23 protein-coding genes are annotated in these 23,841 nt (G+C 61.9%); 6 read left to right on the plus strand and 17 right to left on the minus strand.

The window, feature by feature from the left end; translation table 11 throughout:
• Window positions 1-257: 257 nt before the first annotated feature.
• Both FW796_RS02910 and FW796_RS02915 read right to left on the minus strand, forming a co-directional pair.
• Window positions 258-3,314, minus strand: a complete 3,057-nt coding sequence (locus FW796_RS02910; RefSeq protein ID WP_346633445.1) for an efflux RND transporter permease subunit — start codon at window positions 3,312-3,314, stop codon at window positions 258-260.
• A gap of 6 nt (window positions 3,315-3,320) precedes the next feature.
• Entirely contained in the window at window positions 3,321-4,409 is a 1,089-nt protein-coding gene (locus tag FW796_RS02915) for an efflux RND transporter periplasmic adaptor subunit (RefSeq protein ID WP_346633446.1), read from the minus strand.
• Window positions 4,410-4,504: 95 nt separating this feature from the next.
• On the opposite strand from FW796_RS02915, the gene FW796_RS02920 reads away from it, so the two are divergent.
• Window positions 4,505-5,140, plus strand: a complete 636-nt coding sequence (locus FW796_RS02920) for a TetR/AcrR family transcriptional regulator (protein WP_346633447.1) — start codon at window positions 4,505-4,507, stop codon at window positions 5,138-5,140.
• A gap of 148 nt (window positions 5,141-5,288) precedes the next feature.
• Here the strand turns inward: FW796_RS02920 and FW796_RS02925 are convergent, their stop codons facing one another.
• A complete protein-coding gene (locus FW796_RS02925; RefSeq protein WP_346633448.1) occupies window positions 5,289-6,071 on the minus strand; it encodes a class I SAM-dependent methyltransferase in 783 nt (260 codons plus the stop codon).
• A gap of 93 nt (window positions 6,072-6,164) precedes the next feature.
• On the opposite strand from FW796_RS02925, the gene FW796_RS02930 reads away from it, so the two are divergent.
• Window positions 6,165-6,782, plus strand: coding sequence for an energy transducer TonB (locus FW796_RS02930; protein WP_346633449.1), 618 nt, complete (start codon window positions 6,165-6,167; stop codon window positions 6,780-6,782).
• A gap of 9 nt (window positions 6,783-6,791) precedes the next feature.
• Here FW796_RS02930 and FW796_RS02935 read toward each other — a convergent pair whose 3' ends face one another.
• The 7 genes from FW796_RS02935 to ppc all read right to left on the minus strand — a co-directional run bounded on the left by FW796_RS02935 (window position 6,792) and on the right by ppc (window position 14,046).
• Window positions 6,792-7,490, minus strand: a complete 699-nt coding sequence (locus FW796_RS02935; RefSeq protein ID WP_446438995.1) for an extensin-like domain-containing protein — start codon at window positions 7,488-7,490, stop codon at window positions 6,792-6,794.
• 13 nt (window positions 7,491-7,503) lie between these two features.
• Window positions 7,504-8,334: an isocitrate lyase/PEP mutase family protein gene (locus FW796_RS02940; protein WP_446438996.1), complete on the minus strand. Its 831-nt coding sequence runs from the start codon at window positions 8,332-8,334 to the stop codon at window positions 7,504-7,506.
• A 33-nt stretch (window positions 8,335-8,367) separates the two neighbouring features.
• Window positions 8,368-9,228 (minus strand): DUF72 domain-containing protein, encoded by an 861-nt coding sequence (locus FW796_RS02945; protein ID WP_346633731.1) that lies wholly within the window; start codon window positions 9,226-9,228, stop codon window positions 8,368-8,370.
• Window positions 9,225-9,527, minus strand: a complete 303-nt coding sequence (locus FW796_RS02950; RefSeq protein ID WP_346633452.1) for a hypothetical protein — start codon at window positions 9,525-9,527, stop codon at window positions 9,225-9,227. Before FW796_RS02950 ends, FW796_RS02945 begins: the two co-directional genes overlap by 4 nt.
• A gap of 186 nt (window positions 9,528-9,713) precedes the next feature.
• The gene (gene tsaB, locus FW796_RS02955; RefSeq protein WP_346633453.1) at window positions 9,714-10,388 is read right to left on the minus strand and encodes a tRNA (adenosine(37)-N6)-threonylcarbamoyltransferase complex dimerization subunit type 1 TsaB; all 675 of its coding nucleotides are present in this window, start codon (window positions 10,386-10,388) and stop codon (window positions 9,714-9,716) included.
• A gap of 90 nt (window positions 10,389-10,478) precedes the next feature.
• Window positions 10,479-11,126: an adenylate kinase gene (adk, locus tag FW796_RS02960; protein ID WP_346633454.1), complete on the minus strand. Its 648-nt coding sequence runs from the start codon at window positions 11,124-11,126 to the stop codon at window positions 10,479-10,481.
• Window positions 11,127-11,415: 289 nt separating this feature from the next.
• The gene (ppc, locus tag FW796_RS02965; RefSeq protein WP_404938320.1) at window positions 11,416-14,046 is read right to left on the minus strand and encodes a phosphoenolpyruvate carboxylase; all 2,631 of its coding nucleotides are present in this window, start codon (window positions 14,044-14,046) and stop codon (window positions 11,416-11,418) included.
• Window positions 14,047-14,250: 204 nt separating this feature from the next.
• Here ppc and FW796_RS02970 point away from each other — a divergent pair, with 204 nt between their 5' ends.
• The 3 genes from FW796_RS02970 (at window position 14,251) to FW796_RS02980 (ending at window position 16,135) form a co-directional block, all read left to right on the plus strand.
• A complete protein-coding gene (locus FW796_RS02970; RefSeq protein ID WP_346633456.1) occupies window positions 14,251-14,595 on the plus strand; it encodes a pilin assembly protein in 345 nt (114 codons plus the stop codon).
• 287 nt (window positions 14,596-14,882) lie between these two features.
• Window positions 14,883-15,296: a DUF4398 domain-containing protein gene (locus tag FW796_RS02975; RefSeq protein WP_016967758.1), complete on the plus strand. Its 414-nt coding sequence runs from the start codon at window positions 14,883-14,885 to the stop codon at window positions 15,294-15,296.
• A gap of 50 nt (window positions 15,297-15,346) precedes the next feature.
• Window positions 15,347-16,135 carry an OmpA family protein gene (locus tag FW796_RS02980; RefSeq protein WP_346633457.1) on the plus strand — a complete coding sequence of 263 codons (789 nt, stop codon included), beginning with the start codon at window positions 15,347-15,349 and terminating at the stop codon, window positions 16,133-16,135.
• A 112-nt stretch (window positions 16,136-16,247) separates the two neighbouring features.
• Here FW796_RS02980 and FW796_RS02985 read toward each other — a convergent pair whose 3' ends face one another.
• From FW796_RS02985 to prfB, 7 genes are all read right to left on the minus strand, one after another.
• Window positions 16,248-16,574 carry a hypothetical protein gene (locus tag FW796_RS02985; RefSeq protein WP_011059491.1) on the minus strand — a complete coding sequence of 109 codons (327 nt, stop codon included), beginning with the start codon at window positions 16,572-16,574 and terminating at the stop codon, window positions 16,248-16,250.
• Window positions 16,571-17,485 (minus strand): alpha/beta hydrolase, encoded by a 915-nt coding sequence (locus tag FW796_RS02990; protein WP_346633732.1) that lies wholly within the window; start codon window positions 17,483-17,485, stop codon window positions 16,571-16,573. The genes FW796_RS02985 and FW796_RS02990 overlap by 4 nt, the downstream gene beginning before the upstream one ends.
• A 53-nt stretch (window positions 17,486-17,538) precedes the next feature.
• Window positions 17,539-18,816, minus strand: coding sequence for a flavohemoglobin expression-modulating QEGLA motif protein (locus tag FW796_RS02995; RefSeq protein WP_346633458.1), 1,278 nt, complete (start codon window positions 18,814-18,816; stop codon window positions 17,539-17,541).
• A gap of 35 nt (window positions 18,817-18,851) precedes the next feature.
• Window positions 18,852-19,397, minus strand: coding sequence for a hypothetical protein (locus FW796_RS03000; protein WP_446438997.1), 546 nt, complete (start codon window positions 19,395-19,397; stop codon window positions 18,852-18,854).
• A gap of 88 nt (window positions 19,398-19,485) precedes the next feature.
• Window positions 19,486-20,202 carry a TetR/AcrR family transcriptional regulator gene (locus tag FW796_RS03005; protein ID WP_346633460.1) on the minus strand — a complete coding sequence of 239 codons (717 nt, stop codon included), beginning with the start codon at window positions 20,200-20,202 and terminating at the stop codon, window positions 19,486-19,488.
• A 105-nt stretch (window positions 20,203-20,307) separates the two neighbouring features.
• Complete coding sequence (gene lysS / locus FW796_RS03010) at window positions 20,308-21,810, minus strand: lysine--tRNA ligase (RefSeq protein WP_446438998.1); 1,503 nt, start codon at window positions 21,808-21,810, stop codon at window positions 20,308-20,310.
• A gap of 115 nt (window positions 21,811-21,925) precedes the next feature.
• A protein-coding gene (gene prfB, locus FW796_RS03015; protein ID WP_099758102.1) for a peptide chain release factor 2 occupies window positions 21,926-23,021 on the minus strand; the annotation gives its coding sequence in 2 pieces (ribosomal slippage) (window positions 21,926-22,948 and window positions 22,950-23,021; 1,095 coding nt in all).
• Between the two features lie 402 nt (window positions 23,022-23,423).
• Between prfB and FW796_RS03020 the strand changes: the two genes are divergently transcribed.
• Window positions 23,424-23,831: a hypothetical protein gene (locus FW796_RS03020; protein WP_346633461.1), complete on the plus strand. Its 408-nt coding sequence runs from the start codon at window positions 23,424-23,426 to the stop codon at window positions 23,829-23,831.
• Window positions 23,832-23,841: the final 10 nt, after the last annotated feature.

The raw sequence follows: 23,841 nt of genomic DNA on the forward strand, positions 1-23,841 counted from the left end.
GCCTCCTGCTGAGATCAGGTTCCCTGGAAAGGGGCCAGGGCCCCTGGATGAAATGCCGGAGCTGGCGCTCCGATCATGGTGCCCTCAACGGCCTGCAGTCCATTGACGACTCCGCGACCCAAGCCTGCTGGTCCTGGAACCCTGGCAGCGGATGTTCGAGAAGCGCGTTACCCAATGGCTGGGAAGCCTGTGCCCCGCAAAAACCAGGCCGGGCAATCTCTACCCGGCCCTGGTTGATGCCTTGTGAGTTGCCCGGCTCAGTCCTTCCTGACCCGGAACCAGGCCGCATACAGCGCCGGCAGGAACAGCAGGGTCAAGACCGTGGCAACAATCAGGCCGCCCATGATGGCCACCGCCATCGGCCCGAAGAACACACTGCGCGACAGCGGAATCATCGCCAGTACCGCCGCCAGGGCGGTGAGCACGATAGGACGGAAACGCCGCACAGTGGCTTCGATGATCGCATCCCAGGGACGCAGGCCGGCCTTGATGTCCTGTTCGATCTGGTCCACCAGGATCACCGAGTTGCGCATGATCATCCCGGACAGGGCAATGGTGCCGAGCATGGCCACAAAGCCGAAAGGCTGGCGGAACACCAGGAGGAACAGGGTGACCCCGATCAGCCCCAGGGGCGCGGTGAGAAACACCATGGCCGTGCGCGAAAAGCTGCGCAGCTGAATCATCAGCAAGGTCAGCACCACCACGATGAACAGGGGTACGCCAGCCTTCACCGAGTTCTGGCCACGGGTCGAGTCCTCGACAGTGCCGCCCACCTCCAGCAAGAAGCCGTCCGGCAGTTCGGCACGGATCGGCTCCAGGGTGGGCAGAATCTGCTGCACCAACGTCGCCGGCTGTTCCTTGCCGTAGATATCGGCACGCACGGTAACGTTGGGCAGGCGATTACGGTGCCAGATCACCCCTTCCTCGAAGCCGTACTCCAGGGTCGCGACCTGGGACAGCGACACGCTCTGACCGTTATCGGTAGGCACTGCCAGGCTTGGCAGCAGTGCCAGCTCTGTGCGCTCCTGCTGGGTTCCACGCAGGAGAATCTCGATCAGTTCGTTGTCCTCACGGTACTGACTGACGGTGGAACCGATCAGCGAGCTCTGCAGGAACTTCGACAGGTTGGCGGTGCTGACACCCAGCGCCCGGGCCCGGTCCTGATCGATATTCAGGTAGACCACCTTGCTCGGCTCCTCCCAGTCCAGGTGAACGTTGACCACGTGGGGGTTCTCCCGCACCTTGGCCGCCACCTTGCGCGCCAGGGCGCGAACCTCTTCGATGTGCTCACCCGTGACCCGGAACTGCACCGGGTAACCCACTGGCGGACCGTTCTCCAGGCGCGTGACCCGGGAGCGCAGGGCCGGGAACTGTTCATTGAGGGTGGCGATCAGCCAACCCCGCAGGCTCTCCCGCTCTTCGATGGTCTTGGCCAGCACCACGAACTGGGCAAAGCTGGTGGCCGGCAGTTGCTGGTCCAGCGGCAGATAGAAACGCGGCGAGCCGATACCCACGTAGGCCACATAGTTATCGATGCCCGGGTGATCCTTGAGCATCGCCTCCAGGCGCTTGACCTCATCGGCGGTGTTGCTCAGGGAAGCGCCTTCCGCCAGTTTCAGGTCGACCATCAACTCCAGGCGGCCGGAGGCCGGGAAAAACTGCTGCGGAACAAAACGGAACAGCATCACCGAGCCGACGAACGCCAGGATGGTCAGGACGATCACGGTCTTGCGCCGCTCCACGCACCAACCCACCACCCGGCGCACGCGCTGGTAGAAAGGCGTGCCATGGGGATTGGACTCGGCGCCGTGCTTGGCGGCGTGGATCTTGGCCAGGTCCGGCAGAAGCTTTTCCCCCAGATAGGGAACAAACACCACGGCAGCAATCCACGACGCCACCAGGGCAATGGTCACCACCTGGAAGATCGAGCGGGTGTACTCGCCGGTGCCGGACTGGGCCGTGGCAATCGGCAAAAAGCCCGCTGCGGTAATCAGGGTACCGGTGAGCATGGGAAAGGCGGTGCTGGTCCAGGCAAAGCTGGCGGCCTTGATCCGGTCGAAACCCTGCTCCATCTTGATCGCCATCATTTCCACCGCAATGATCGCGTCGTCCACCAACAGGCCCAGCGCCAGCACCAGGGCGCCCAGGGAAATCTTGTGCAGGCCTATCCCCAGGTAGTACATGGTGGCGAACGTGATCGCCAGCACCAGGGGAATCGCCAGGGCCACCACCATGCCGGTACGCACGCCCAGGGAGAAGAAACTCACCAGCAGGACGATAATCAGGGCCTCGGCCAGCACCCGGACAAACTCGCCGACCCCGGTCTTCACCGCCGCCGGCTGGTCGGACACCTTGCGCAGTTCCATCCCCGCCGGCAGGCTTTTCTGCAGGCGGGAGAACTCGCCCTCCAGGGCCTTGCCCAACACCAGGATGTCGCCGCCGTCCTTCATCGCCACAGCCAGGCCAATGGCGTCATCACCCATGAAGCGCATGCGCGGTGCCGGTGGATCATTGAAGCCCCGGCGCACATCCGCCACATCACCGATGCGAAAGGTGCGGTCGGCGACCCGAATCGGGAAATTGCGGATCTGCTCCACCGTCTGGAAATTGCCGGATACCCGCAATTGCACCCGCTCGCTGGGGGTCTCGAAGAACCCCGCAGTGGACACCGCGTTCTGTTCCTCCAGCGCCTTTTGCACCGCTGCCAGGGGCAGGCCCAGGGTTGCCAGCTTGACGTTGGACAGCTCGATCCAGATCTTTTCGTCCTGCAGGCCCAGCAGATCGACCTTGCCCACGTCCTTGACCCGCTGCAGCTGGATCTGGATACGGTCGGCGTAGTCCTTGAGCACGGCGTAGTCGAAGCCCTGTCCGGTCAGCGCATAGATATTGCCGAAGGTAGTGCCGAACTCATCGTTGAAGAACGGCCCCTGGATACCCGGCGGCAGGGTCTGGCGGATGTCGCTGATCTTCTTGCGAACCTGATACCAGAGTTCGGGAATCTCGTTGGAGTGCATCGAATCCCGGGCAATGAAGGTCACCTGGGATTCCCCGGGGCGGGAGAAGGAAACGATGCGATCGTACTCGCCGGTTTCCATGAGTTTCTTTTCAATGCGCTCGGTGACCTGGCGCGAGACTTCCTGGGCCGTGGCCCCCGGCCAGTTGGTGCGGATCACCATGGCCTTGAAGGTGAAAGGCGGGTCTTCGCTCTGGCCCAGCTTGGTGTAGGACAGCGCACCGACAATCGCCAGCAACAGCATCAGGAACAGGACGATCTGACGATTGCGCAACGCCCATGCGGAAAGGTTGAAACCCATCGGGGACTACTCCTTGACCGCCAGATTGACCACACGGTTGGAGCGATCCACCGGGCGCACCTGCAAGCCCTCATGGAGCACATGCACCCCGGCTGCCACCACCCAATCGCTGGCGCTCAAGCCTTCGAGCACCGGCACTGTCTTCTCACCGAAAGCACCGACCCGTACCGGCGTCTTGTGCAAGGTGTTGTTGGCATCGACTCGCCAAACGTATGTCGCGCCACCTTCGGCAGTCAGCGCCGACAACGGCACCGACAGCGACAGCGCATCAGCGCTCTGGATGAACACCCGGGCGCTCTGGCCCAATTCCGCCGGAACCTTGCCGGCACTGAAGGCAATGCGTGCAGCAAAGGTCCGGGACTTGGGATCGGCAGCCGGGGACAACTCACGGATGCGCCCATCGAAGCGTTGGCCCGGCTGGGTCCAGAGCTCAACCGAGACAGGCTGGCCGACCTTGAAGCGACCGTAGTTCTGCTCGGGGAAGCTGATCAGCACCTCGCGCTCACCGTCAGTGGCGAGCGTAAAGACTGTCTGCCCGGCCGCCACCACTTGACCCACTTCCACTGCGCGCTTGGCCACCACGCCATCCTGCGGGGCACGCAGCACGGCATAACCGGCCTGGTTGTTGGCCACGTCGAACTCGGCCTTGATCTGCTTCAGGCGGGCTTCACCGGCACGGTAGAGGTTTTCGGCGTTGTCGTACTGGGAATGGCTGACCATCTGCCGCTCCAGCAGGGTCTTGTAGCGATCACGCTCGGCACGCACCAGATTGAGGTTGGCGGTGGCCGCCGTAACCTGGGCCCGAGTGGCCTCCAGTTGCAGGCGTACATCCTGGGGATCGAGTTCGGCCAGGGGCTGATTGGCCTTGACCCGCTCGCCTTCCTCCACCAGTCGTCGACTGACCTTGCCGCCGATACGGAACGCCAGGTCGGGTTCGTAGCGGGCTCGCACCTCGCCCGGATAACTGTCCGAGGCCCGTGCCGAAGGCTCTGGCTGGACCACCATGGCCGGTCGGACGCCAATTTGAACGGGCTCTTCGTGCCCACAAGCAGACAGAAAAAAAGCCAGGCTGACTGGCAAGGCATAGCGGAACATGGCGGCGACCTTTCGCTAATGGTGCTTGGAATAATTATACTGGCCGGTATGTTATTAATAGCAAACTCACCAGTCCAGTATTAACAGCGAAAAAAATGTCCGACAATCACTCCGCAAACGTTGGGCCAGGCAGGCCCAAGGATCTGGCCAAACGTCAGGCCATTCTCGAAGCAGCGAAAGCCCTGTTTCTGAGCAATGGCTACGCCAGTACCAGCATGGATGCGGTCGCCGCCGAAGCCGGCGTTTCAAAGCTCACGGTCTATAGCCATTTCAACGACAAAGAGACCCTGTTCACTGCCGCCGTGGTGGCCAAGTGCGAAGAGCAGCTGCCCACGCTGATCTACGAACTGACGCCCGACACACCGGTGCGAGGCGTCCTGTTGAACATCGCACGAGGCTTTCATCAGTTGATCAACAGCGATGAGTCGGTGAACCTGCATCGCTTGATCATGGCCCTGGGCAACCAGGACCCCAAGCTCTCGCAAATGTTCATTGAGGCCGGCCCCGAGCGCGTTCTGCAGGGTATGGAACGGCTGCTGGGGCGAATCAATCAGCTGGGCACCTTGCACATCGACAAGCCGCGCAATGCCGCCGAGCATTTCTTCTGCATGCTCAAGGGCGGGGCGAACTTCCGCCTGCTCTATGGTTGCGGCGAGCCCTTGAGAGGCGCGGCTGCAGAAGAGCACGTGCAGGAAGTGGTGGATCTGTTCATGCGCGCCTATCGGCCATAGAAACCGGCCTGTGCGGGAACTGGCTGGTGCAGGAGCTGGCTTGCCAGCGAAGAGGCCCTGAGATCGCCTTCGCCGGCAAGCCGGCTCCTACAACCAGGAACCCTCCCCTGAAACCGCTTTTGCCAGCAAGCCGGCGCCTGCATCGGATTCAGGCCTTGAGGGCCTTCTTCGGGTAGATGTCGTAGCGACTGGATTTCCCTTCCAGTCCATGGCTTGGCTTCGGCCCTTCAATGCACGGTGCCTTGCGCGGGCGCTTGACCACCACCCGATGGCTGGCCAGGGCCAAGGCGGCGGCCAGCAGTGCCGGAGCGTCATTGTCGTCCCCCACCAGCGGCCGGAACAGACGCATTTCCTTTTTCACCAAGGCGCTTTTCTCCCGATGGGGAAACATCGGATCGAGGTAGATCACCTGGGGCGGCTCGCCCTCCCAGTTGCGCATCAGTTCGATGGAATTGCCCTTGAGCAAGTGCATGCGGGCAACGATAGGCGCCACCTCGGCGTCCAGCGCACCACGGGCCAGCCCGTCCTCCAGCAGCGCACCAATTAATGGCTGGCGCTCGATCAGGCTCATCTCGCAGCCCAGGGTCGCCAGGACAAACCCATCCTTGCCCAAGCCTGCCGTGGCATCCAGCACCCGTGGCCGCACGCCCTGAGCAACGCCCACCGCCTTGGCAATCATCTGCCCGCTGCCGCCACCGTAGAGCCGCCGATGGGCCGCGCCGCCTTCAACGAAGTCAACCCGCACCGGCCCTGGCGCATCGGCGCCCAGCTGCTGCAATTGCAGCCCCAGCTCGCCCACCTGCAGGGCAAACTCGGCCTCCTCGATCTGCAACGGCAGTCCCAGGCGTTGTGCCCATTGCTGAGCCTGCGGCGCGAATCCAGCGTCCAAGGCCTCGACTTTGATGCGGCAGGCCGCGGGTTGCTCATTCATCTGAAAACACACTCAAAAAATTAATGATCGGCAAAAACTGCCGATAACAGAACTATCGGCCATTTTGCCAGAGCTCAGCGTCGACCGAGAGCAATGTCAGACATTCAACGCACATCGATAGGTTATATCTCGCCCCACGGCGACTATGGCCTGCGCAATTCCCAGGCACTGAGCGGCGTCAGCCATCTGTGGCAGGATTTCTTTGCCCAGGCCCTGGCCGAGCAACAGGGGGAAGGCGCGAACGTTGAAGGGCTGCCTGCGGTGGCCATCGATGGTCCCGTGGAGCCGGTTGGCGGCACCGATGTACTGACGCAGATCGTCAACCAGCGCCATTGCGATGTTCAGGACACCGAGGTTCGCCCCCCTGAGCCGCTGTTCCTGCCGATCGCCGAATTCGAAATGGACCTGCTGGACAAGCCGGCTCCGCCCTTCCCTCCAGAAGAAATCGTTGCCCAGCAACGTCAGCAGGACTTTGAGAGTGGCTGGGTTCGCCCGATCGTGCTCAATGCCGGCCAACCGCTACCGACTCCCGGCCCGGCGCCGGAACCGCGTCCACTGCACCTGCCCATCGCCGAATTCGAACTGGACCTGCTGGATAAACCGGCCGAGCCATTCCCAGCGCAGGAGCTTATCGAACAACAACGGCAGATGGACTTCGACATCGGCTGGGCGCGTCCGCTGATTCTGCAGAACCTGCGCATCGCCGCCTGAGCCCCCTCCTCAGCGACATATCCACCAAGGCCCTACATCCAGATGAAAATGGTTGTGATGGGCACTGTTGTAGTCCGGCCCCAGCACCACATTGAATGCACCGCAGGCACCGTCCCGGGCCAGCCGCAAAAAGCGTCCCGCATCACTGTCCTTCGGCCAATCCCTGAGCACGCTGATGCTGCGCCCGTCCGCCAGTCGAAAACCGGCAATGTCCAGGGCATTGGCACTGGCGTGCTGACTGCGAGCACCATTCTCACGGCTGTACATATTGCGGCAGGCAAAACTGCCCAGATGATCGACCCGCGCCACGCGCTGTCCATACACCGCCTGCGCCGCGGGCTGCAGCCCATGGCGCTCATACAGGGCAAAGGCCACCGCCAGCGGGCAGCTGGCGAGAAAGCTGCTGCTCAAGGCAACATCGCCACCTTGCACGCGCAAGGTGTTGCTCAATGGGCAGGCCACATCGCCCCGACTGTCAGGCTGGCGGCTGGTGCGCAGGCCGGAGCGGCCAAGCACCTCGTCGCACAACTGCGGATCGTCCCGCAGTCGCGCCAACTTGAAGCGGGTCAACAGATTCGGCTTGGCCATTAGATCCAGCGGCGCCCAAGGGTTCCAGGCATCCGCCAGCGGCACCCAGCCCAGGCGTATGCCGATCAACAACAAGGCGCCCAGCAACAACAGGACGCCCAGAATTTTCACCACCCGCACAGAATGTCCCGTTTTATGGCTGCTTGAATAATTGATTGATCTGCCGGAACGGCATCGCGCGGTCGGCAAAATCGAAGCGACCGTGCTCACGGATATCTTCCGCAGCCCGGTAGAAAGCCCCGTAGGCGGCCCGGGCCAGGGCCGAACCGACACTGATGCGCTTGACCCCCAGTTCCGCCAATTGCGCCACGCTCAGGTTGAGGCCACCGGACATCAGCACGTTTACCGGCTTGGGCGCTACAGCCCGCACCACCTGCAAAATCTCCTCGGCGCTGCGCAGGGCTGGCGCATAGAGTACATCGGCACCGGCTTCGGCAAAGGCCTGCAAGCGGCGAATGGTGTCAGGCAGATCATCACGGCCATGGAGCAGGTTCTCCGCCCGGGCAGTCAGGATGAAGGGAAATGGCAAGCTGCGCACGGCGGCAGCACAGGCCTCGATACGCTCCACGGCCAGGTTGAATTCATAGATAGGGTCGTCGGCGCGACCGCTGACGTCCTCGATCGAACCTCCGACCACACCACTGGCTGCCGCCAACAGCAGCGCCTGGGCGCAACCTTCAGGGCTGTCGGAAAAGCCGTTTTCCAAGTCCACCGCCACCGGCAGGCTGCTGGCACCGACTATTGCGCGCACATTGTCCAGGGTGTCTTCCAGGCTGACGGCGCCCTCGGCATCCGGACGCCCCAGGGAGAAGGCATAACCGGCGCTGGTGGTGGCCAGAGCCTCGAACCCGAGACCGGCCAGCATCTTCGCGGAACCGGCATCCCAGGGGTTGGGAATGACAAAGGCGCCGGCACGTTCATGCAGGGCCTTGAAGGCATTGGCTCGAAGGGTTTGCGCGTCCATTTGCTCGCTCCAGAAGAAGGCAATGAAACCGCCTCAGAGCAAGCCGAGCTGCTCCGCGGCGGGCTCTCTGTATAACTCAGGCAAGGCGGGCAAGCCAGGCAAACGTTGCATCAGCTGGCCATGAAAACGGCGGGCCAGTTCAGCAGCCAGTCGATTGTCCGAGGTGTGCAGGAAGACATAAGGGGTACGCCCCTCTTCGATCCAGCCGGCGACCTTGTCGATCCAGGGCACGAGAAACGGATCGTTGGCCTCAAGCTCCGGATGGCCAATGAAGCGCACCTGGGGAAATTGGGTGAACGCCGCAGGACGCGGTGGCACCTTGGGCTTTTTCGATTGGGCGTGCAGCACTGCGGGAGTGGTGGATGTGCAACTGAACAGGGCCCGCGGATCGAGGCAGATCCGCTCGACGCCACGCTCACGCAACAGTCGGTTGAGCATGCGCTCCGCATCGCCCTTGGCAAAGAACTCCGGATGCCGGACCTCCACCGCCAGCGGCCGCTCCAGACCCTCGATAAAGCCCGCCAATTCCGCCAGGCGCTGCGGGGAGAAGGTGGCCGGCAACTGCAGCCACAAGGGCGACACGCGTTCCCCAAGGGGACTGAGCAACTGGATAAAGGTCTCGGCAGCGCTCAGTTGTTCCCGCAGGTCACCGCCGTGGCTGATATCACCGGGAAACTTGGCGGTGAAACGAAAGTGCTCGGGCATGATCTGGGCCCAGCGCTGCACGGTGCCGGGCGCGGGCCGTGCATAGAAGGTGGTGTTGCCTTCCACGGCATTGAAGACCTGGGAATACAGGCCGAGGAAATCATTGGGTCGTGCGTCCTCCGGGTACAGGTACTCACGCCAGGCGTTTTCGCTCCAGGAAGGACAACCCAGGAAATAAGGCAGCATCAGATATGCAGATCGAGCCCCACCACTTCCAGATCCCAATCGACAAAACCGGCGGTGGTCAGGTAGCTGGCCAGGGCATTGGCCACGCTCCTTTTCATCGCGCGCTGAAAGACCATGTCCTGTGGACGGGCGGGGAGATTACCGGTGCGGGGAGCAGAAGCCTGGGAACGGCTTTGGGCCGAAGGTTCGGACTGGACTTCAATGGCCTCGGCATCGTCCAGAGACTCATCTACCAACGCCAAGCCTTTACGAGGCTTGCGCTTGATGGGGTAGGACTGAGAGGAGATGCCGTCTATGCGCATACTGAAAAGCCCGGGGTCAATGATGGCAATTTAGCGGCACTGCTTCGACTTAGCAAATGCCCAAGTGATAACTAGAACACAGAAAAGCCAAAAGGTTTAAAACCGCGCAGGATCGACTCTGAAAACCAGACGATTGGCCGTTTTACACCGAAGAAATCTGAACCCCCGCAGACACTTGGACAACCCTCAACGGGCTTTGGGCGTGGCCACTTTGTCGCGCAGATAGACCGGTTGCGCGTCGTCAGCGACTATCGCCTCGCCCCGCTCCCAGGCGAATTTAGCCAGGGTCAACAGGTCTTCAGCGTGGGGCAGCATGCCCGCATCCTGACCACTGAGCGTGACCGCGATGCGCTCGCCATAACCCCAGCCGGTGCCCGCACCAAACCAGTCTCCAGCGGCGTCTTCCGGCAAGGCGGCGACTTCTGGCGGCAACACCGCCTCGGCCCCCACCAGACGCATTTCGCCGGCCGTTTCCCGATAGCAACCCCAGTAGACCTCATCCATGCGCGCATCGATGGCCGAGGCAACCTGGGTCGCACCGTGCTCACGCAAGGCGCGCTGGGCCAGCACCGCCAGGTTGGACACCGGCAGCACCGGACGTTCCAGGGCGAAGGCCAGCCCCTGCACCACGCCAATGGCAATCCGCACGCCGGTGAAGGCGCCAGGTCCACGGCCAAAGGCAATGGCATCCACCGCTTGCAAGGTGGTACCGGCATTGGCCAGCAGTTCCTTGATCATCGGTAACAGCTTCTGCGCATGCAGGCGGGGGATCACCTCGTAATGGCTCGTAACCTTGCCGTCATGCAGCAAAGCAACGGAGCAAGCTTCAGTCGCGGTGTCCAGGGCCAGCAAGGTGCTCATCGGGGGTTCCATCGGCATTGAAAAAAGTGACGCATTATAAACAGCAACGGCCCGCAAGCGGGCCGTTGAACGATCAAACGATCAGGCAACTCAGCTCAGGGCTTCGAGCACCTTGGCGGTGATCACTTCCACCGAACCTACGCCAGGGATATGGCTGTACTTCGGCTTGCCCTGAGCGGCGGCCAGCTGCTGGTAGAACTCCACCAGTGGCTTGGTCTGGGAATGGTAGACCGACAGGCGATGACGCACAGTTTCTTCGGTGTCGTCCTTGCGCTGCACCAGGTCTTCACCGGTGATGTCGTCCTTGCCAGCGATCTTCGGTGGGTTATAGACGGTGTGGTACACCCGGCCCGAAGCCTCATGCACACGACGACCGGCGATACGCTGGACGATCTCTTCGTCGTCAACAGCGATTTCCACTACGTTGTCCAGCTCCACACCGGCTTTGACCAGTGCTTCAGCCTGAGGAATGGTGCGCGGGAAGCCGTCGAACAGGAACCCATTGGCGCAGTCGGCCTGGCTGATGCGTTCCTTGACCAGATTGATGATCAGGTCATCAGACACCAGGCCACCGCTGTCCATCACGCTCTTGGCCTTGAGGCCCAGCTCGGTGCCGGCCTTGACCGCAGCACGCAGCATGTCGCCGGTGGAGATCTGTGGAATGCCGAACTTTTCGGTGATGAACTTTGCCTGAGTACCTTTACCGGCCCCGGGAGCTCCCAGCAGAATTACGCGCATCGATGTGCTCCTCAATTTTTTATTTAGAAACGCTCGGATTCGCCTCGTGGGGCCAATCTCAAAAATAGGATAGTGACCGCCCAAACGGCCAAAGGCTGATCAAGATACACAGCCGACACAGCGCACACAAGCAGTCGAAAGTCGGAGGAACCCGGCCCTTTTGTGCCCCATCGGCACGGTAGAACAAGTCGCAACCCCATAACAAAGTGTCGCCAGATGAATCTGCACGACACCTTGGGATTGTCCCGACCAGGGCTGTGCCAAAGCAGCCCCGCCGCCCTCTGCAGCCTCAGCCGGTATTGCGCAAACCGGCGGCAATACCCGCCACGGAGACCAGCAGCGCCTGTTCCACGGGGCTTCCTTGCGGCGCCTCCTGTTTGCGCGAGCGCGCCAGCAACTCCGCCTGCAACAGATGCAGCGGGTCGAGGTAGGTATTGCGCAGGCGGATGAACTCCAGGGTGTCGGGGCTGTGGGCCAGCAGTTGCGACTGCCCGGTCAGGCCCAGGACCACCGCGCAGGCCTGCGACAATAGGTCGCGTAAATGCGCACCCAATGGCAGCAGTTCCGCCTCAACCAAGCGCTCGTCATAAGAGCGCGCAATGTCAGCATCGGCCTTGGCCAGGACCATCTCCAGCATGTCGATACGGGTGCGGAAAAACGGCCATTGCTCACGCATCTGCCCCAGCAACTCACCCTCGCCCCGGGCCAGCGCCTTGCTCAAGGCCGCCTCCCAGCCAAGCCACGCCGGCAGCATCAGGCGCGTCTGGGTCCAGCCGAAGATCCATGGAATGGCCCGCAGGCTTTCAATGCCACCGGCGCGGCGCTTGGCCGGCCGACTGCCCAGGGGCAGGCGTCCCAGCTCCTGCTCCGGGGTGGACTGACGGAAGTACTCGACAAACTGCGGGTTGTCCCGCACCACCGCGCGATAGGCCTGGACCCCGTCGCTGGCCAGTTCGTCCATCAGGTGGCGCCAGGCCGGCTCCGGAGGGGGCGGCGGCAGCAAGGTGGCTTCCAGTACCGCCGCCAGATAGAGGTTGAGGTTCTGCTCGGCGATGTCCGGCAGGCCGAATTTGAAACGGATCATTTCCCCCTGCTCGGTGGTGCGGAAGCGCCCGGCCACCGAACCCGGAGGCTGCGACAGGATCGCCGCGTGGGCCGGACCGCCGCCGCGCCCGACAGTACCGCCGCGACCATGGAACAACAGCAGTTCCACCTGCTGTTCACGGCAGATATCCACCAACCGTTCCTGAGCCCGGTACTGCGCCCAGGCCGCGGCGGTGGTCCCGGCATCCTTGGCCGAGTCGGAATAGCCGATCATCACTTCCTGGGGCCCTTGCAGGCGTGAGCGATAGCCCGGCATGTGCAACAGTTTCTCCATCACGGGACCGGCGTTGTCCAGGTCCGCCAGGGTCTCGAACAGCGGCACCACACGCATCGGCCGCAACACTCCGGACTCCTTGAGCAGCAACTGCACCGCCAGCACATCGGAGGCCGCGCCTGCCATGGAAATCACGTAGGAACCCAGGGAAGCCGCTGGGGCGACGGCGATCTCGCGACAGGTAGCGAGCACCTCCGCCGTGTCTGCCGAGGGTTTGAAATAACCCGGCAGCAAGGGGCGGCGACTGCTCAGTTCACGCATCAGGAAGGTGATGCGGTCTTCCTCGCTCCAGTCTTCATAGCGGCCCAGGCCCAGATAGTCGGTGATCTCGGTCATGGCCGAGGTGTGCCGACTGGAGTCCTGACGCACATCGAGACGCACCAGGAACAGGCCGAACGTCACTGCCCGCCGCAGGCAATCGAGCAACGGACCATCGGCGATCACCCCCATTCCGCATTCATGCAGCGACTGGTAGCACAGCTGCAGCGGCTCCAGCAGATCACGGTTGTTCTGCAAGACCTCGGGCCCCGCCGGTACCGGAGCGCCAAGCGCCGCATGCGCCCAGTTACGGGTAGCCCGCAGACGCTCGCGCAATTGCTTGAGCAGTGCCCGATACGGCTCGGCACTGTCCCCGGCCCTGGCCAGCAAGGCCGCGCTGGCCTGCTGCATGGACAGTTCGGCGGCCAGGTGATCGACGTCCCGCAGATACAGGTCGGCAGCCATCCAGCGCGCCAGCAACAACACCTCCCGGGTCACGCTGGCGGTGACATTGGGGTTGCCGTCACGGTCGCCGCCCATCCACGAAGCGAAGCGGATCGGCGCCGACTCCAGCGGCAGGTGCAGCCCGGTAGCCTCGAACAGCGCCTTGTCGGCCTTGCGCAGGTAGTTGGGAATGGCCTGCCACAGGGAGTGCTCGATCACAGCGAACCCCCATTTGGCCTCATCCACGGGCGTCGGCCGAGTACGGCGGATTTCCTCGGTGTGCCAGGCTTCGGCAATCAAGCGCTGCAGGCGTTCCTGGATCTGCCCGCGCTCGGCGCTGGTGAGATCGCGATGGTCCTGGGCCGCCAGTTGCCCGGCAATGGCATCGTATTTCTGGATCAGGGTACGGCGCGCCACTTCGGTGGGGTGAGCGGTCAGCACCAGCTCGATCTCCAGGCGCCCCAACTGCCGGGCCAGGGCGTCGGCGGAATGCCCTGCGGCCCGCAGACGCGCCAGCAGCTCCGGTAGCACCCGGGCTTCGAACGGCGCCGGCTGCGACTCGTCGCGACGGTGGATCAACTGATACTGCTCGGCGATGTTCGCCAGGTTGAGGAACTGGTTGAAGGCCCTGGCCACCGGCAGCAGTTCGTCCTCGCTCAACTGGTCAAGGCTGGCGCTCAATTCGGCCCCCGGTGAACCCCGGCGATCGGCCTTGGCGCCCTTGCGAATCTGCTCGATCTTGTCGAGGAAAGCCTCCCCGTACTGGTCACGGATGGTATTGCCCAACAGTTCTCCCAAGAGGTGAACGTCTTCGCGCAAGCGCGCATCAATATCGGTCATCGAGGTGTTCTCCAGCAGACTCAAGGCGGCACGGAAGGCTCAAGAGTGCCGCTTGCACGCGTCCCTTAGCAAGCACGTGGCAAACCGGCGCCCAACCTTCGGCGATGGAGCTAGTCTCAACAGTAGGCCGCACAAGGGCCACGCACCGGCCCGGGCCGGTCACTCAACCCAACCTGCCACGAGCAGGTGTTCATTGAGGTCATCATGAAAATCCGTGAACTCGCGCAACATTGGGAAGAAAACGCCAAGGGTCGCCTGACCAAGACCGGCTACCGGATTCACCTGGATGTGGAAGCCGCCGCACGCCTGGCCGCCCTCTCCGAGATGTACCCCAAACGCCATACCGAAGAGCTCCTTGGCGAGCTGATCGGCGCCGCCCTGGAAGAGCTCGAGGCAAGCTTCCCCTACATCCAGGGTCAGCACGTGGTGGCCACCGACGAGGAAGGCGATCCGCTGTACGAAGATATCGGCCCCACCCCTCGCTTCCTGGCCTTGTCACGCCAGCATCTGCAACTGATGTCGAGCCAGACCGACAAGCCGAAACACTGAGTCCGCCGTCGCTCGTTTCCCTGTTGAAAACCATCGTTCCCGGTCCTGAAAAGGGCCGGGGATACCCCTGCGCACGGCAAAAGTTCCGGATTTAGAGCCTTGACCAAGGCGTCAGATTTTTTTCCGGCCAATCGCCATCTTTCTCTGAACTATTCAAAAAAGCCTCGGGTCACACCCATTAGCCATCACTGGAACGGCCGTTTCAAATTTTGCCATCAGCGCTCGTCGTCGCTCAGCGTCACGGCGCCAGGACCGGGATGGATATTGATGTTTTCAGGAGTTACCCAATGGAGTTGAAGACCATGAAGATCAGCACTGCCAAATCCTCGTTCACCTCTCTGCGCGGGCTGAAGCTGGCCGCGCTGGCCCTCGGTAGCAGCATGGTACTGGCCGGTTGTGCCGGTAACCCGCCTTCCGAGCAGTACGCGGTCACGCAATCTGCGGTCAACAGCGCAGTGAGCGCCGGTGGTACCGAGTTCGCCGCCGTGGAAATGAAGTCGGCCCAGGACAAGCTCAAGCAAGCCGAGATTGCCATGCACGACAAGAAGTACGACGAAGCCCGTCGCCTGGCTGAACAAGCCGAGTGGGATGCCCGCGTAGCAGAGCGCAAGGCCCAGGCAGCCAAGGCTGAGCAAGCGCTGAAAGACTCGCAGAAAGGCGTTCAGGAACTGCGTCAGGAAGGTATGCGCAGCGTGCAGTAAGCCGCCGCCGATTCCCACGTACTCGTATTTGATTGAAAGGACGAACCATTATGCGCAAACAACTGATGATCCCTGCCCTGTTGGCCATGAGCGTAGCCCTGGCGGCCTGCTCCACCCCGCCTAACGCCAACCTGGAAAACGCCCGGACCAACTTCTCCGCCCTGCAGGCCAACCCGCAGGCCAGCAAAGTCGCGGCCCTGGAAACCAAGGACGCCGCCGACTGGATGGACAAGGCCGACAAGGCGTACCTGAACAAGGATGACGAGAAGAAGGTCGACCAACTGGCCTACCTGACCAACCAGCGGGTTGAAGTGGCCAAGGAAACCATCGCTCTGCGGACCGCCGAAGCCAAGCTCAAGGACGCCGGCGACCAGCGCGCCCGCGCCATCCTCGATGCCCGTAACGCGCAGATCAAGCAACTGCAGGACAGCCTCAACGCCAAGCAGACCGATCGCGGCACCCTGGTGACCTTCGGTGACGTGCTGTTCGCCACCAACAAGTCCGACTTGAAATCCAACGGCCTGGTGAACATCAACAAGTTGTCGCAATTCCTCCAGGAGAACCCGGACCGCAAGGTGATCGTCGAAGGCTACACCGACAGCACCGGTAGCGATTCCTACAACCAGTCTCTGTCCGAGCGCCGTGCCGGCTCGGTGCAGATGGCCCTGATCCGCATGGGCGTCGACCCGGCGCGTATCGTCAGCCAGGGTTATGGCAAGGAGTATCCGGTAGCCGATAACGGCAGTGTTTCCGGCCGCGCCATGAACCGTCGCGTGGAAGTGACCATTTCCAACGACAACCAGCCGGTAGCGCCACGTTCGGCCATCAGCCGCAACTGACGGGGCACCCTGCCTTTATAGGCAGGTCAAACAAAACGCCGCCGACCTCTTCAGGTCGGCGGCGTTTTTTTATGCGATTACCCCTGTAGGAGCCGGCTTGCCGGCGAACCGATCACTGCTCCAACTGCGGGGTTTCCTGGCCCATGCAGCGCACGGCTTGCTTCTTCTTGTTCACCAGCACCCCGGTCAGCCCCTTCTGCTGGGTGTCGAACAGCACCAGCACGCCATCGATGCACTGGGCCACTTCATCGGCCGGTTGCAGGGAGATCTTGTAGTCTTCGCCGGGCACGGTCTTGAGCATGGTGAAGTCGCTGAGCAACAACGCGTCCTCCGGCTTGGCGAAGTGCAGGTAGCCGTAGTACCACAGGCTACCCACGGTAACGATGATGCTGCAGATACCGGTGATGATCATTGGAATGGCGTTGCGTTCTTCACTCATTGCGGACTCTCTGGAGGTTCAACTGCTGAATTCGGGGTCGCCGGGTAGTTGGGGATTTCCCCCAGGCGGCGCAACCCGTCGAAATGCTGCGGATCGTCGAGGTAGCGCAGCATCACGCGGCGCCAGGTCGGATCGGCAAAGGTTTGCACGTGGCCACCGCGGGTCAGCTGCAGGACCCGCGGTGGCGGCGCAGCTTGATACACCCGGATGCCATTGGAAAGGGGCACGATCGGATCGTCGATGCTGTGATAGATCAGTTTCGGCACGCCAGTCAGGCGCGGCAGGAGGTGAACCGCGCTGTCGGCGTCCGGCACCAGCCACGACAAAGGCACCTGCAACGGCCAGGTCAGCCAGGACGTGCTCAGGGCATAACGCCCGACATCACGGTAGCTGGCCGGCACACCGTCAAGGACGATGGCCTTGAGCTGGGCCTGACGCTCGGGGTGCTCAACCAGATAGTGAATGGCCAGGGCGCCCCCAAGGCTTTGTCCGAGGACGATCAAGGGTTTGCCTTGAACCTCCGGCGCCTGGTCCAGCCATTTGAACGCGGCGTCGACATCCTGGTAGATCGCCGGCAGGCTCGGCGCACCTTCGGACAAGCCATATCCGCGGTAGTCCAGCAGCAATACCTGATAGCCCTGCTCCGGCAGCCACCAACTGCCCCCCAGATGCCAGGCCAGGTTGCCGCCGTTGCCGTGCAAGTGCAGCACCGTGCCCTTGACGGCCACGCCCGGCTTGGCCGGCAGCCACCAACCATGCAGCTTGAGGCCGTCGGCGGTGGTCAGGGTAATGTCACGGTATTCAAGCTTGGCCCGTTCGGGGGTGAAGGGCAGTCCTGGCTCGGGATAGAACAGCAGCGAGCTGCAGCCAGTGAGGCACAGCAGCAACGTCAGTGCGGCCAACAAACGCATCATCGGCCACTCCGTGTATCTATGAATACGTCCATGTGCGCCCCCGGAAAAATTCAAAGGATATTGGAGTAGTCCGCCTCGATCCGGTCCAGGCTCAGGTGGTTGAGGAAGTTGGAGAAACACATCCACGCCGACAGCGCATTCATGTCGCGGAACTGGTCGGGCAGGTACTTGGGTGGCACCACCAGGCCTTCATCCACCAGTTGGCGCAAGGTTCGCATGTCTTCCAGGGTGGTCTTGCCGCAGAACAGCAAGGGGATCTGCTCCAGCTTGCCCTTGCGCACAGCCAGCTGAATGTAGTTGTAAACCATGATGAAGCCCTTGAGATAGGACAAGTCTTTGGTAAACGGCAGCCCGTTGGGCACCGAACCGCGGAACACCCGGCTGGCGTTGCCGTAGCTCTCGGCCATCTCGAAACCCTGTTCGCGGAAGAACTCGAACACCTGCAGAAAGTCAGCGCCCTCCTCCACCATGTGAATGGCTCGGGTGCGGTTGGTCAGCTTGCGCAGGCGGCTCGGGTAGGAGGCGAAGGTGATGATCTCCATCAGGATCGCCAGGCCTTCCTGGGTCACCGTGGACGACGGCGGGCCCTTGGCCAGGAAGGTGCAGATGGGCTGGTTGAGACCGTTCAAGGTGGTGCCCACATGCACCAGCCCCTCATGGACTTCCAAAGCCCGCACATCACGTTCGTTGAACATCGCATCGCTGCGGATCTTGATGTAGTCGGCACCCGCCGCCGCGTCGGCGACAATGCCGTCGGACTCGAATACGCGGATGGTTTCCTCGGCCTCGCCGAACACTTTGTTCAACCGGCTTTGCAGCAGGCTCACCGCCTCCTTGGCACTGAGAACCTTGGGTTCGTCCTTGAGATCGCCGCGGCCGTCGATGTTGTTCAGGTAGTCGGACATCATCAGCCCGAGGTCCGCCAGGGTCGGATCACCAGCGTGGAAGGCATCGGACGCGGCGCCGTAAAGCTCTTGGGAAATCAGCCCGAAATCAGCGGTCCCCCGCGCTTCGAGCATGCGCACCACCATGCGGTATTCCTTGCACATGCGGCGCATGATCTGGCCCACCGGATTGAACTGGCCCAACTGGCGGGTGATGTCGCGCTCGATGTTCTGGAACTCCAGCTTCACCGCGCCCGAATCGAAGGACAGCGGCCGCCCTTCGTAATAGGCGCGATCCACCGCCGGCATTTCCTTGCCCTTGGCCTTGAGAAAGCCCTTGCGGATGTTCTCGTCCCACTTCACCGCATCCAGCACACGGATCGGTGTCTGTGCCAGCACTATGCGATCGGACAAAGTGCGTATCGTCTGCTGGTAATCGTCCACCCGAAACTCCTATTGAATGGGTCTGTAGCGCAGGGTCACTTGCCCACGCGCTTGAAGCGCGCCGCCTCGACGAACAGGTCGGAATTGGCGGGGTTATCAAGGTAGGCGAAGACCTCGGGCAACGGGCTGCTGATCAGCACCCCATCCCCCTCGGCCGTGGTCATGGCTTCGCCGCTCAAGGCCTTTTGACCCAGGGCCTGGCGAATCTGTTCCAGATCCAGGGTATAGAGCACCAGTTCGTGTTTTGCCGTCAGCTCGAACCCGGCAATGCTGTAGTGCCCGCCAAAAGCCTGGGGCACTGCGGCCGACAGGTACCAGCGGTTACCGTGCCGGGACACGGTGAAGTCATAGGCGTCGCGCGGGCGCGCCGTGCCACCGGGGTAACTCGAAGCGCGGTAGCGGTTGGCGCCGATCTGGCTGAGCTGGATATTCAGCGGCTCGCCCCAGGCATTCTTGCTGGCCCACTTGCCCAGCAATTGGACAGGCGCCGCCTGTTCAGCCGGCAGCGGGTCCTTGAAGGCAACCAGGCAACCACTGAGCAGCAGGAACGACAGGGCAATCAGAATGCGCCAGGCTTGCATGCAACTCTCCTATGAACTCCAGAATGACTCTAGCCGCTGGCGCGGGCTACGACCGACAGGCCGCAGCCGGTCAGCCGTGCCAGGCGCATCAGACCGAAGCCAGAACCAGATGCATGTAGCGCGTGAGAATGCCGAGCATCTCTTCCTCGGCCAGCGGCTCGGTGCCGTTGAGCAGGCCCTGATATTCCATCCGGCCGATTATAGACGTCAACACTTTGGCATCCTGCTGCGGCTCCCGGGAGCCCAGGACCTGGAAGAACTGGCAGGTGCCCTGGAGCAGGATCTGCTGGTGCGAGCGCACCAGCTGCGCCAGGCGCGGGTTGAGCAGTGCCTCTTGGCGGAAGGCCTGTTCGGCCATCAGGTGCTCGCGACGATTGTGCAACTGGCGCTGCACATAATCGGCGGTCAGTCGGGCGATATCATCGGCCAGCTGCGAACGGGACGCGGCGCTGCCGTCGCCGTAGGCCACCATTTCCCGCAGCAGGCCTTCATTGCTGGCCCACAGCTTGGCCATGAACGCCGCGCTGCGTTCCACGTACTGGGCGAAGGTATCGGTGAGCAGGTCATCGATATCCTTGAAGTAATAGGTGGTGGCCGACAAGGGCACACCGGCTTCGGCAGCCACCGCACGATGGCGCACGGCCCGCACACCGTCACGCACCACAATGCGCATGGCGGCATCAAGAATCTCCTGTCTACGCTGCTCACTGCCCTGCCGGCTGGCCTTGCGACCCTGGTACTGGACACTTTCAGCCACCGCAGTGGCGATGCCGGCTGCACCTTCTTGAGCAATTGCGCGGTTCACGACAGGTATTCCCTCTTAAAAATCACACAGAATTAGAAGCGGTACGTCAGTTGCAGCCAGACAATAAAAAGCCGCCTGTTGAAGGCGGCTTCTTATTCACAACGCTTAAGCTTGTGGCCGCATGTGCGGGAACAGGATCACGTCGCGAATCGACGGCGAGTTGGTCAGCAGCATCACCAGACGGTCGATGCCGATACCTTCACCGGCCGTTGGCGGCATGCCGTATTCCAGGGCACGGACGAAGTCGGCGTCGTAGTGCATGGCTTCGTCGTCGCCGGCGTCCTTGTCCGCCACCTGGGCCATGAAGCGCTCGGCCTGGTCTTCCGCGTCATTGAGCTCGGAATAGGCGTTGGCGATCTCGCGGCCGCCGATGAACAGCTCGAAACGGTCGGTGACGTTGGGGTTCTCGTCGTTGCGACGGGCCAGCGGCGACACTTCGAACGGGTACTGGGTAATGAAGTGCGGCTGCTCCAGCTTGTGCTCGACCAGCTCTTCGAAAATCATCACCTGCAGCTTGCCCAGACCTTCGAAGCCCAGCACCTTGGCGCCGGCCTTCTTGGCGATGGCACGCGCCTTGTCGATGTCGTTCAGGTCATCGGCAGTCAGATCAGGGTTGTACTTGAGGATCGAGTCGAACACCGACAGACGGGCGAACGGCTCACCGAAGTGGAACACCTTGTCGCCGTACGGCACGTCGGTGCTGCCCAGCACCAGCTGCGCCAGTTCACGGAACAGTTCTTCGGTCAGGTCCATGTTGTCTTCGTAGTCGGCGTAGGCCTGGTAGAACTCCAACATGGTGAATTCAGGGTTGTGACGAGTCGAAACGCCTTCGTTACGGAAGTTGCGGTTGATCTCGAACACTTTCTCGAAACCACCAACCACCAGACGCTTGAGGTACAGCTCAGGCGCGATACGCAGGAACATTTCCATGTCCAGCGCGTTGTGGTGGGTTTCAAACGGCTTGGCCGCGGCGCCGCCAGGAATGGTCTGCAGCATCGGCGTTTCGACTTCGAGGAAGTCGCGCTTCATCAGGAAGCTGCGGATGTGGGCAATGACTTGCGAACGTACGCGGAAGGTCTGACGCACGTCTTCGTTGACGATCAGGTCAACGTAGCGCTGGCGGTAGCGCTGCTCGGTGTCGGTCAGGCCGTGGTGCTTGTCCGGCAGCGGGCGCAGGGATTTGGTCAGCAGGCGCACGTGGGTCATTTCAACGTACAGGTCACCCTTGCCGGAACGGGCCAGGGTGCCTTCGGCGGCAATGATGTCGCCCATGTCCCAGGTTTTCACCGCGGCCAGGGTTTCTTCGGACAGGGTCTTGCGGTTGACGTAGACCTGAATCCGCCCAGTCATGTCCTGGATGACCATGAACGAGCCACGGTTGAGCATGATGCGACCAGCAACCTTGACCGGGATCGCCGCCTCTGCCAGCTCTTCCTTGGTCTTGTCGGCGTACTTCTTCTGCAGATCTTCGCAGTAGTTTTCGCGGCGGAAGTCGTTCGGGAAGGCATTGCCCTTGGCGCGCTCGGCAGCAAGCTTTTCCTTGCGCAGGGCGATCAGGGAGTTTTCTTCCTGTTGCAGGGCTTGCGGGTCGAGTTGTTGGTCGCTCATGTCTTTAGATATTCCATCAGGTTCGTTGCCCCCGGGCCTTGCGGCCCGGGGATCGCCAGCAGAGCTGGCTCCTACAGGGATCGCGTTGAATCAGCCGATCCTGTATCGCGTCTTTTTACAGTCCGGATTTCAGGCTGGCTTCCAGGTACTCGTCGATGTCGCCGTCGAGCACCTTGTCGCAGTCGCTGCGTTCGATGTTGGTGCGCAGGTCCTTGATCCGCGACGCGTCGAGCACGTACGAACGAATCTGATGACCCCAGCCGATGTCCGACTTGGTGTCTTCCAAGGCCTGGGAAGCCGCGTTGCGCTTCTGCATTTCCTGCTCGTACAACTTGGCCCGCAGCATTTTCATGGCGGTGTCCTTGTTGGCGTGCTGGGAACGTTCGTTCTGGCAGCTGACCACGGTGTTGGTCGGTACGTGGGTAATACGCACGGCCGAGTCAGTGGTGTTTACGTGCTGACCACCGGCACCGGAAGAACGATAGGTATCGATCCGCAGGTCTGCCGGGTTGATTTCGATTTCCACCTTGTCGTCGATTTCTGGCGAGACGAACACCGCGGAGAACGAGGTGTGGCGACGGTTGCCGGAGTCGAACGGGCTCTTGCGCACCAGGCGGTGTACGCCGATCTCGGTGCGCAGCCAGCCGAAGGCGTATTCGCCCTTGATGTGCACGGTCGCGCCCTTGATCCCGGCCACTTCACCGGCCGACAGCTCCATGATGGTCGCGTCGAAACCGCGTTTGTCGGCCCAGCGCAGGTACATGCGCAGCAGGATGTTGGCCCAGTCCTGGGCCTCGGTACCGCCGGAGCCGGCCTGAATGTCCAGGTAGGCGTTGTTCGGGTCCATTTCGTGGCTGAACATGCGGCGGAATTCTAGCTTGGCGAGGTTTTCCTCGAGACGGGCCAGCTCGGCGACGACATCGCCCACTGCACCTTCGTCGTTTTCTTCGACGGCCATGTCCAGCAGATCGCGGCAATCGGCCAGGCCACCATTCAATTCGTCCAGGGTATCGACGATCTGCGCCAGCGCAGCGCGCTCGCGGCCCAGTTCCTGGGCGTATTCGGGTTTGTTCCAGACACTCGGATCTTCAAGCTCGCGATTGACCTCGGTCAGACGCTCATGCTTTTGATCGTAGTCAAAGATACCCCCGAATAGTTTCGGAGCGCTCGGACAGGTCCTTGATGGTGTTAAGGATCGGGTTGATTTCCATGGGGGGCGGCACTCGTTGGCGAACTTTTGAAAGCCGAAGATTATAACGGAATCACCGAATCACGGCAGCCCGCTTAGCGGCTTTAGAGGCCAATCAGCCATCTAATTTCAGCGACAGCCCCACTGAAATCCAAGTGCACACTGAATTTCATTGCCCTCCCTTACCTGCAAGCCCTGTTCGGCAAGGCACACCGCCTTCGATACTCACAGGCCGCGATGTACAACCATGGCGCCCTTGAGACCGGCCGACGCTATACAATCCCACCTGAAATGACACGCAAGCAGTAGGCTCATGGGACGCACACTCAACAGCGCAGAAATAGAAAAGATCCAGCGCAGGGAGCGCCGAAACGGGAGAGGCGTCCAGGCGTTTTTCGCCGCGCTCTTCAGCGCACTGGCCTTTATGCCATTGATGGGAATCTGGCTGATGGTCTCACCGGCGCTGGCCTGCGCCCTGGTAGTGCCCTGGCTGATCTTTTTGTGGTGGTGGATCTACTACCGCACGAGAATGCTGGTGGATGAGGTCGGTGAGCGAACCCAATGGCTGCAGGCCAGGTTCAGCTGTCGCTGGGTCCACGTCCATAGGGGCGGCTACATGGACTACCGCTTTGGCGACTACCCGATCGCCCCTGGCAACCTGCTGAACAACTGGTTCATCGACAAGACACTCAACACCTACACCACCTATCGCATCGAAGCGGTAAAGCTCACTTGTCGGCACACCGCGAGCCACAGCTACTACCTGTTCAGAGACACCCTGGTGGAGGTCCCACAGGATCAGGCGCCGGCCACGCAAATGGCTGACGCCTAGAGCGCACGCC

It is taken from the genome of Pseudomonas sp. 910_21 (assembly GCF_052850735.1).

Coding starts and splice junctions, on each gene's coding strand:
- FW796_RS02910 (WP_346633445.1), bottom strand. CDS start 3,314: ATGGGTTTCAACCTTTCCGCATGGGCGTTGCGCAATCGTCAGATCGTC.
- FW796_RS02915 (WP_346633446.1), bottom strand. CDS start 4,409: ATGTTCCGCTATGCCTTGCCAGTCAGCCTGGCTTTTTTTCTGTCTGCT.
- FW796_RS02920 (WP_346633447.1), top strand. CDS start 4,505: ATGTCCGACAATCACTCCGCAAACGTTGGGCCAGGCAGGCCCAAGGAT.
- FW796_RS02925 (WP_346633448.1), bottom strand. CDS start 6,071: ATGAATGAGCAACCCGCGGCCTGCCGCATCAAAGTCGAGGCCTTGGAC.
- FW796_RS02930 (WP_346633449.1), top strand. CDS start 6,165: ATGTCAGACATTCAACGCACATCGATAGGTTATATCTCGCCCCACGGC.
- FW796_RS02940 (WP_446438996.1), bottom strand. CDS start 8,334: ATGGACGCGCAAACCCTTCGAGCCAATGCCTTCAAGGCCCTGCATGAA.
- FW796_RS02950 (WP_346633452.1), bottom strand. CDS start 9,527: ATGCGCATAGACGGCATCTCCTCTCAGTCCTACCCCATCAAGCGCAAG.
- tsaB (WP_346633453.1), bottom strand. CDS start 10,388: ATGAGCACCTTGCTGGCCCTGGACACCGCGACTGAAGCTTGCTCCGTT.
- adk (WP_346633454.1), bottom strand. CDS start 11,126: ATGCGCGTAATTCTGCTGGGAGCTCCCGGGGCCGGTAAAGGTACTCAG.
- ppc (WP_404938320.1), bottom strand. CDS start 14,046: ATGACCGATATTGATGCGCGCTTGCGCGAAGACGTTCACCTCTTGGGA.
- FW796_RS02970 (WP_346633456.1), top strand. CDS start 14,251: ATGAAAATCCGTGAACTCGCGCAACATTGGGAAGAAAACGCCAAGGGT.
- FW796_RS02975 (WP_016967758.1), top strand. CDS start 14,883: ATGGAGTTGAAGACCATGAAGATCAGCACTGCCAAATCCTCGTTCACC.
- FW796_RS02980 (WP_346633457.1), top strand. CDS start 15,347: ATGCGCAAACAACTGATGATCCCTGCCCTGTTGGCCATGAGCGTAGCC.
- FW796_RS02985 (WP_011059491.1), bottom strand. CDS start 16,574: ATGAGTGAAGAACGCAACGCCATTCCAATGATCATCACCGGTATCTGC.
- FW796_RS02990 (WP_346633732.1), bottom strand. CDS start 17,485: ATGCGTTTGTTGGCCGCACTGACGTTGCTGCTGTGCCTCACTGGCTGC.
- FW796_RS03000 (WP_446438997.1), bottom strand. CDS start 19,397: ATGCAAGCCTGGCGCATTCTGATTGCCCTGTCGTTCCTGCTGCTCAGT.
- lysS (WP_446438998.1), bottom strand. CDS start 21,810: ATGAGCGACCAACAACTCGACCCGCAAGCCCTGCAACAGGAAGAAAAC.
- FW796_RS03020 (WP_346633461.1), top strand. CDS start 23,424: ATGCCATTGATGGGAATCTGGCTGATGGTCTCACCGGCGCTGGCCTGC.